This is a genomic window from Phormidium sp. CCY1219, from assembly GCF_035615515.1.
GTDB lineage: Bacteria > Cyanobacteriota > Cyanobacteriia > Cyanobacteriales > Laspinemataceae > CCY1219.
This window is the reverse complement of the sequence record NZ_JAJENT010000743.1, coordinates 20,865-28,716: the sequence shown is the minus strand read 5'-3', so window position 1 is coordinate 28,716 and position 7,852 is coordinate 20,865. Positions and strand designations below refer to the sequence as shown.

Annotated in this window: 9 protein-coding genes; 4 read left to right on the top strand and 5 right to left on the bottom strand. The window is 52.4% G+C overall.

Annotated features, from left to right (window positions below; translation table 11 throughout):
* Positions 1–69: 69 nt before the first annotated feature.
* Genes prmC through LKK83_RS22625 form a run of 3 tightly spaced genes read left to right on the top strand, consistent with a single transcriptional unit; the run spans position 70 to position 2,609 of the window.
* Positions 70–996, top strand: coding sequence for a peptide chain release factor N(5)-glutamine methyltransferase (gene prmC, locus LKK83_RS22635; protein WP_324633645.1), 927 nt, complete (start codon positions 70–72; stop codon positions 994–996).
* Between the two features lie 38 nt (positions 997–1,034).
* A complete protein-coding gene (locus LKK83_RS22630) occupies positions 1,035–1,619 on the top strand; it encodes an L-threonylcarbamoyladenylate synthase (RefSeq protein ID WP_324633644.1) in 585 nt (194 codons plus the stop codon).
* 27 nt (positions 1,620–1,646) lie between these two features.
* Positions 1,647–2,609 carry a sensor histidine kinase gene (locus tag LKK83_RS22625; RefSeq protein WP_324633643.1) on the top strand — a complete coding sequence of 321 codons (963 nt, stop codon included), beginning with the start codon at positions 1,647–1,649 and terminating at the stop codon, positions 2,607–2,609.
* On the opposite strand, the gene LKK83_RS22620 is transcribed toward LKK83_RS22625, so the two are convergent.
* From LKK83_RS22620 to rpsF, 5 genes are all read right to left on the bottom strand, one after another.
* On the bottom strand, positions 2,557–3,033 hold the full coding sequence (locus tag LKK83_RS22620; protein WP_324633641.1) for a GNAT family N-acetyltransferase: 477 nt from the start codon (positions 3,031–3,033) through the stop codon (positions 2,557–2,559). The two genes, LKK83_RS22625 and LKK83_RS22620, sit on opposite strands and share 53 nt — an antisense overlap.
* A 724-nt stretch (positions 3,034–3,757) precedes the next feature.
* Positions 3,758–4,741 (bottom strand): porphobilinogen synthase, encoded by a 984-nt coding sequence (hemB, locus tag LKK83_RS22615; protein WP_324633639.1) that lies wholly within the window; start codon positions 4,739–4,741, stop codon positions 3,758–3,760.
* Between the two features lie 308 nt (positions 4,742–5,049).
* The gene (rpmA, locus tag LKK83_RS22610; protein WP_324633638.1) at positions 5,050–5,334 is read right to left on the bottom strand and encodes a 50S ribosomal protein L27; all 285 of its coding nucleotides are present in this window, start codon (positions 5,332–5,334) and stop codon (positions 5,050–5,052) included.
* Positions 5,335–5,453: 119 nt separating this feature from the next.
* Positions 5,454–5,867 (bottom strand): 50S ribosomal protein L21, encoded by a 414-nt coding sequence (rplU, locus tag LKK83_RS22605; RefSeq protein WP_324633637.1) that lies wholly within the window; start codon positions 5,865–5,867, stop codon positions 5,454–5,456.
* A gap of 303 nt (positions 5,868–6,170) precedes the next feature.
* The gene (rpsF, locus tag LKK83_RS22600) at positions 6,171–6,503 is read right to left on the bottom strand and encodes a 30S ribosomal protein S6 (RefSeq protein ID WP_324633636.1); all 333 of its coding nucleotides are present in this window, start codon (positions 6,501–6,503) and stop codon (positions 6,171–6,173) included.
* A 526-nt stretch (positions 6,504–7,029) separates the two neighbouring features.
* Here rpsF and LKK83_RS22595 point away from each other — a divergent pair.
* Positions 7,030–7,830, top strand: a complete 801-nt coding sequence (locus LKK83_RS22595) for a fumarylacetoacetate hydrolase family protein (protein WP_324633634.1) — start codon at positions 7,030–7,032, stop codon at positions 7,828–7,830.
* Positions 7,831–7,852 lie beyond the last annotated feature (22 nt).

The following is a 7,852-nucleotide window of genomic DNA, read 5'->3' as shown; positions in this document are numbered from 1 at the left end:
GGCGAATTCCTCCCCATACATAAATGACAGGGGTTTCCATTCGCCCCCCTTACCAACCCCTAATTTTCGATGACAAACGGTTCGCCAGCACACTGGGTTTCCGGATTGGAATTATGGCAGTGGCGCGAGGAAGCTTGCGTCGCTGCTATTGCTGTTGGCATCCCCCCCAACGAACTAGACTGGTTGCTGCAAGCAGTAAGCGATCTGGATAAATTGGCATTGCGCTTGCACTCGTTTAAAGGGCGATCGCAAATTCCACTGACGCTCCCTTGGGCAAAACTCAGACAATTGTGGCAGCAACGGCTCGAGGAAAAAGTGCCAGTTCAGTATCTCGTCGGGGTGACGCCTTGGCGCAATTTTCAGTTAGCCGTCACCCCGGCGGTGTTGATTCCCCGTCCGGAAACCGAGTATTTGATAGAGTTGAGCCTCGCCGCTGGCAAAAATCCCCCGATCGCCGTTTCCCCGCCGTTAGACTGCGGACTTTGGGCCGATTTGGGCACCGGAAGCGGTGCGATCGCCGTCGGATTGGCGGAAAGCTTCACTCGCGCCCAGATTCATGCCATTGAGCGATCGCAAGCTGCCCTGGATATCGCCTCGCGCAATGCCCGGAACCTGGGATTGGGCGATCGCATCGCTTTCCATCTCGGGGACTGGTTCAAACCCCTCGCACCCTGGGAAGGGCAACTCAGTGGCATCGTTTCCAATCCGCCCTACATTCCCAGTCACATGGTGGGGGAATTGCAACCCGAAGTAGCCCAACACGAACCGCATCTCGCCCTCGATGGCGGCCCGGATGGATTGGATTGCATTCGCCATATTGTCGCCACCGCCCCGGATTATCTGCGATCGGGCGGCGTGTTACTGTTTGAAATGATGGCCGGACAAGCCCCCGCCGTCACCGAGTTACTGCAACAACAAGGCAGTTATTGCCAAATTGAGATATTCTCAGATTTAGCAGGCATCGAACGCTTTGCCCGCGCTTATCGCGTTAAATGAGAATTTTTCTGGTCACAGAATGGCTGTAAATTTTTAACATGACCGCAGTTTCAATCGATGCGCTGATTTCCAGTGCCCGAAAAGGGCAGCTAGTCAGTTTTCCCACCGATACCGTTCCGGCGTTAGCGGCGCGTCCCGATGCGGCGGAATTAATCTTTTTGGCCAAACAGCGCCGTCGAGATAAACCGTTGATTTTAATGGGGGCAACCGCTGAAGACCTGTGGCCCTATGTAACCGGCACCCCAGAAGAATTCCAGGTGTGGCAGGAGGTGGCCTCGAAACACTGGCCCGGGGCGCTAACCCTGGTGCTACCCGCATCCTCTGCCGTTCCTCGGGAGATGAATCCCCTGGATCCAACCACTTTGGGGATCCGGGTGCCAGATCTGGCGATCGCCCGCCAAATTCTCGCCCAAACCCAGCCACTCGCCACCACCAGCGCTAACCGCAGCGGTCAGCCCCCGTTGCGATCGATGGCAGACATTGAGGCGCAATTTCCAGAGGTGCTGACTCTACAGGTTGATGAATCTCTACCCCGACCGAATGCCAGCGGCGTTCCTTCTACCGTGGCAAAATGGACGGGCAACCGCTGGGAAATCCTGCGTCAGGGCGCAATTAAATTGTAAGTGTTGAGTGCGTGAGGCAGGGAGCCAATGATGGACTGGAGCAATTGGGTGTATTTGGGAGTCGGATTGGGGATCGGGTTTGTCAGCGCGCGTTGGGCGGTGGGCAAAAACAGCGCCCACCACAATTCTCATGGCACCGAATCGACAGAAAATACCGCGAACCTGTCGGAGGTGGTGAACCAGTTACACCAAACTCAACTCGACTATCAACTGGCTAGCCAAATGTGCCAGTTTAAAGCGGGGTTTCTCTCTCGCATCTCCCACGAGTTGCGATCGCCCCTGAATGGTTTGATCGGTGCCCATCAATTAATTTTGAGCGATTTGTGTGAAGATGAGGCGGAGGAACGCGAGTTTTTACGTCAAGCCAATACCTCGGTGCAGAAAATGATGGACATGCTCGATCGCATTGTGGATGTCTCTCGCGTCGAGGAGGGTCGCAATCCGCTCGAGATGGAACCGCTTCAATTGGCTGAACTGTTTGAAGAAGTGCAATATTTGAGTGAAGTGCAAGCCGCCAATCGCAATATCTCCCTCAAGGTGGTCAAACCCGACCCGAATCTTTATGTCAGCGCGGACCAGCGGTGCCTGATCCAAGTTCTGGTTAATTTTATCGATATGGCCATTACTCCTTCTACCCTCGAGAGCATTCACCTGTCTGCCCAATCCCCTGGGAGTGCTGAATCGAACAACGGTGAAGGTGGCGATCGCATTTGCATCTGGGTGGATTTGCCTCTTCCTGCGGATACTTTTACAGAACCTACGGATTTACTGCGATCGCCTCCACCCACTCCGAGCAAACCGGATGAAAATCCTCAGCTGTCTCCCGGAACCATTTTGATGATGAATCAGACGCTCTTGGAACTGATGCAAGGACGTCTGGAAATTATCGAGTCTCCCCCAAACCTGGAGGAGACTGATTCAGAAGAATCTATGCAGTTTACCCGACTTCAATGCTCGCTTCCACAGGCGTTTCCCGCGTCGCAATCTTAGGCGTAAAGGAGTGGTTCTGATGCAATACCATTGTGGTGGTGGTATTGGTCTCGAAGCCAATCCGCTGGTAAAATTTCTGCTGGTAGGTGGTCATTAGGTAAATTCTCTCCACCCGATTCATGTGCGGGTGGCTCAACAGGGTTTCGACTAATTTGCGCCCCAGTCCCACTCCTTGATACTCCGGGTGAATCACTACGTCCCAAATCGTGGCTCGGTAAATGCCGTCTGATGTGGCCCGGGCACACCCGATCAGGCGCTCTCCATCCCAGCAGCTAATCACCGGTTCGCTGTTGGCGATCGCAATGGCTAAATCCTCTAGGCTTCTATCCTTTGCCCAAAATGCCGTGATTTCAAATAGCAATTTGAGTTTGTTCGGCTCGACTTCCGATTTGCGATCGCTAAATCTAATATGACTGCAATCCATCTTTACCCTTTTTTCTCCTAATTTGATGGCACTCTAATTTCTTCAAATTGCGGTGACATTTGTCACCTTTGTGTCACTTCATCTGGATGAATGCTTTTCGCAGATTATTGCCCATAATCTCTATCTGTCATCCAACACAGATGCCGTCGTTTCTCTTTGGCAAGGTATTCTTCTCGAGGTCTGAATTCTTCGTAGAGCTGCGGTTTTGGCAGGCTCTTGGCTGCGTTATCCCGGCAAAGTGCTTGAATTATTTCGCTTCGTCTACTCTGCTGCTCCTACTCGAAATCAGGGATAGTTTAAAGCTTATAATCAATGACTTTGTAATTTCATATACTAGCAGAACTCCGGCAAATTTATATCTAAATTTCTTGACATTTTCACCGCCAAAACCCTCGAACTCGCCTCTGTTCTAGCACAGCAAGATTTTCGCAATTTCCTATTTTTTGTTCGCCTTCTGGCACCTGGGGTCTCGCCGTGGATGGCGATCGCCCACCTAACTCCGATGAGGGTGAGGTGGTCATCGGTCCTCGGTAAACTGGGGATCGCGGATGGAACAGATCCCCAAGGGCAGGCATAATAAAAAACCCACACCCAGTGGGGGTGGGGCAATTGGCTATGGCTTCTGCGTGGGTAACAAACACTCTGTCAGCATAAGTCCCCTCTGGTGGGGCTATGCATTCCCGGTGGCTTGTCACAACTGCCACATTTGCTTCAGCGGATAAAATTAGTTTTGCAGCCAGCGCGCCGCATCTTTGGCGTGGTAAGTCAAAATCAAGTCAGCGCCAGACCGTTTAAAGGCGGTTAAGGTTTCCATCACCACTTTTTCTTCATCGATCCAACCGTTGAGGGCTGCGGCTTTCACCATCGAATATTCCCCAGAAACGTTATAAGCCGCTACCGGCAAATGGGTGGCATCCTTGACCCGCGCAATGATATCCATATATGCCAAAGCGGGTTTGACCATCAGCATATCCGCACCCTCGGCAATGTCGAGCTCGATTTCTTTGAGCGCTTCGCGGCTGTTGCCCGGATCCATCTGATAGGTGCGGCGATCGCCAAACTGCGGGGCAGACTCCGCCGCATCCCGGAATGGTCCATAATACGCAGACGCATATTTGGCCGCATAAGACATAATCGGAATATGCTGGAAATCCGCTTTATCCAACGCCGAGCGAATGGCTTGCACGAAACCATCCATCATTCCTGAAGGTGCAATCACATCAGCCCCGGCTTTGGCTTGCGAAACGGCAGTTTTTCCCAGCAACTCCAAGGTGGGATCGTTGAGCACTCGCCCGGTTAAGTCCCCCACCTCCAGATAGCCGCAGTGTCCGTGAGTGGTGTATTCGCACAGGCAAGTATCCACCATAACCAGCAGTTCTGGTACCGCTTCCTTGACGGCGGTGGTGGCTTTTTGGACGATGCCACAGTCATGCCAAGCACCAGTGGCTTCGGTGTCTTTATTCTCCGGAATCCCAAAGAGGATAATCGCCGGAATGCCTAGGTCGTACACTTGTTTGGCTTCTTCAACGATTTTATCCACCGACAGTTGGTAGACTCCGGGCATGGATTTCACTTCTTGGGCGATCGCTTCCCCAGGTACGGCAAATAGAGGATAAATTAAATCGTTGGCGGTGACGATGGTTTCACGCACCATCTGACGCAATTTGGGGTGTTGACGCAAGCGGCGCGGGCGATGAGTTGGAAACATAGCTTTAACTGTTAACCCTCAAACGTATTCTGTTTTAGTCTATGACGGTTAGGGGCTACTAACTTCACAATAACCGTTACGTTCTGTTACATCTCATCGGATGAAATGCGAGACTGCATTGGGTCGGTGCGCGAACCCTTGTCTAGACGCGCTCTTATCCCGTCTCTACCCAGCATTGAACTCGGGGCGACCCAGAATTGAAGTCGCAAAACAATCAAGCTGTAAATAGAAAAAAATAGCAAAGGGTGGGCATTGCCCACCCTTGAAAAGATGAAAATCAATGGCCAAACATCGGAGCGGCCAAAGGGTTATGCTTGAGCGGTCGCGGTTTCTGCTGCACCGTTGGGGTACACGCTGACTTTTTTGCCGCGCTTGCCTTTTCGTTCAAAGGTGACGATGCCATCAACCAAGGCAAAGAGAGTATCGTCACTTCCGCGTCCCACGTTGGTTCCGGGGTGAAATTTGGTGCCGCGCTGACGAATCAAAATGTTGCCAGCTCTCACCACTTGACCGCCAAAGCGCTTGACGCCTAGACGCTGGGCATTCGAGTCGCGACCGTTGCGCGTACTGCCTGTTCCTTTCTTATGAGCCATAGTTCCTCAATGGTATTGACAATTGCTTTGCGTTGGGGGATGGGGAAGGCCGATCGCCGATTCGCAGAAGCAGACTGCCGATCCCCTCTCCTTGTCTGGAGTGTTTCCCCCCTATTATTCTATTCTGCCGCAGTTTCGCTGGTTTCTGCTGCCGCTTCACTGTCTGCGGTCGCGGGAGCGGCGGTGGATTCTCCTGCCGTGGCAATGGGGGATCCGTTCATGCCGATCGAGAAGATCGTCACCCGGGTCAGTTCTTGCCGATGCCCGCGCTTTTTGCGGGTTTTCTTTTTCGGCTGCATCTTGTACACGATGACTTTGCGTCCGCGCATGTGTCGCATTACCTTGGCTTCCACGGTGGCACCTTCTACAAAGGGTTGACCCACCTGAATGTTGCCGTCGTTGTTGATTAACAAGACGCTTTCAAAGGAGAAGGTTTCATCCTCTTCCACCGGCAGCCGATCTAAGTCGTAGAACCGACCGGGTTCTACGCGCATTTGCTTGCCACAAGTTTCGATGATTGCGTAAGTGCTCATATAATTGGGGATTGATGAGAGTTGCCGTACAGGTAGCTGGTTTTTTCCCAGCTTTTTCATGGTTTAACCCGATCCGAGCAAGAGATAGAGAGCAAGTTTTCTATTTTCGCTCATCACCGGATTGCAGGTCAAGTGATTGGGAAAAAAAATGGTTGAGCCGCCGAAAGGTTGGATGTGGAAGGCTGCTTTCCCGACGCGATCGCAGCTCTTGAGTGGAAGGCGATCGCCGTTCGCTTTCGCCCTTTATCCAGTCCCTTTCTCGGGGCAAATTTTGCCTTTTCCCCCCTTGACAAATCTGATAGTTTATGCTTCTACCGGTTGTTCTTCGGGAGCTTCTTTGGGTTCGCGAATCGGTTGTTTGATGGTCAGATAGCGAATGACATCATCACTCATCCGCATGGCGCGCTCTAGACCGGCAATTTGGCTACCATCGCATTCATAGTTCATTTGAATGTAAATGCCTTCGCGATGTTTGCCAATTTCATAGGCGAGACGACGCTTGCCCCGATGCTGGGTCTCGATGGTCTCGACGCCGTTTTCTTGCAATAAACTTTGATATTTCTCGATCGCCCGCTCTGTGGTTTCTTCTCCAAGATCCGGGCGCAAAATGTACATGGTTTCGTAAACGTACCGCATCCTGTTGTATCTCCTTTTGGACTGTGTGGCTTCTTCTGGTCAAACCGAACCGGAAAGCTTCGCGAGTCTTCGTTTTCACCGCCTTTGTGCGGCTTGACTCGCCCGAGCGCAGAAGAAACAAGGCTTCAGTAGCAAGGGTGATGGCGTTCGGTTTCGGCATAATTTTACGCACAATTTTCCATGATATCAGTTTTTAGCAGAGTTGGAAACTCTACCAGCCAAAATTCACCCCCGCTCTCGGCTCGCGATCGGCAGTTGCCCCTTGGCGTAACCGTTGGCGGCTAGATTGTCTCCTGGGGGATGCCCGAGGGACTTCCCCCAGGAGACAATCCCTCGGGGAGAACAGTTAACCGTACTGTGGGCGATTTTTTTAAGTTTGATGACAAAATTAGATTTTTTTTACACGGTCACGCGATACCATTTTCCGATTGATAGGGTGCCCGCAACTGTGAACTTTAACAATCTCAGCCACTCAGGCGACAAGAGCCGCAAACCAACTATCGACAAGAGGGCATAAATCAACGTTATGGCACAGCGCTACGTCCGAATCCAAAACCCAGAAGGACGGATTTACTATGGTTTACTTCAACTCTCGCGAGGCGTTCAACTCCTGGATGCGCCTCCTTGGCTAAAAGGACAACCCACCGATCGCTTTTTAGAACCCGAGAGTTACAAGCTCTTGGCTCCCTGCGTTCCGTCGAAAATTGTCGCCGTGGGCAAAAATTATTCCGACCATGCGGCGGAAATGGGAACCCCGGTTCCCTCGGAACCCCTGTTGTTTCTCAAACCTCCTACCACGGCGATCGCTGATGGAGACCGTATCGCCTATCCTCCTCAGTCGCAGCGGGTGGATTATGAGGGAGAATTGGCTCTGGTAATTGGCGAACGGGCTATGGATTGCTCGCCAGAAGAAGCAACGGGGAAAATTTGGGGCTACACGATCGCCAATGATGTCACCGCCAGAGATTTACAACGGCGCGACGGTCAGTGGACCCGCGCTAAGGGCTTCGATACGTTTTGCCCCCTCGGCCCTTGGGTGGTACGAGAAGTCAGTCCCGGCGCGAGATTGCAGACGTTTCTCAATGACCAGTCTTCCCCGGTGCAGTCGGCGGCGATCGATGAAATGGTCTTCCCCCCAGAGGTACTCGTCTCCTATATCTCTCAGGTGATGACTCTCCTCCCGGGGGATGTGGTGCTCACGGGAACCCCCCCGGGCATCGGACCGCTACAGATCGGCGATCGCGTTCGCGTGGAAATTGAAGGCATTGGCAGTTTGGAAAATACAGTGGCGCAACGACAACTGCGCTTACCTTCCCCAACGGAGTAACTCCCCACCACCACCAGCAGCA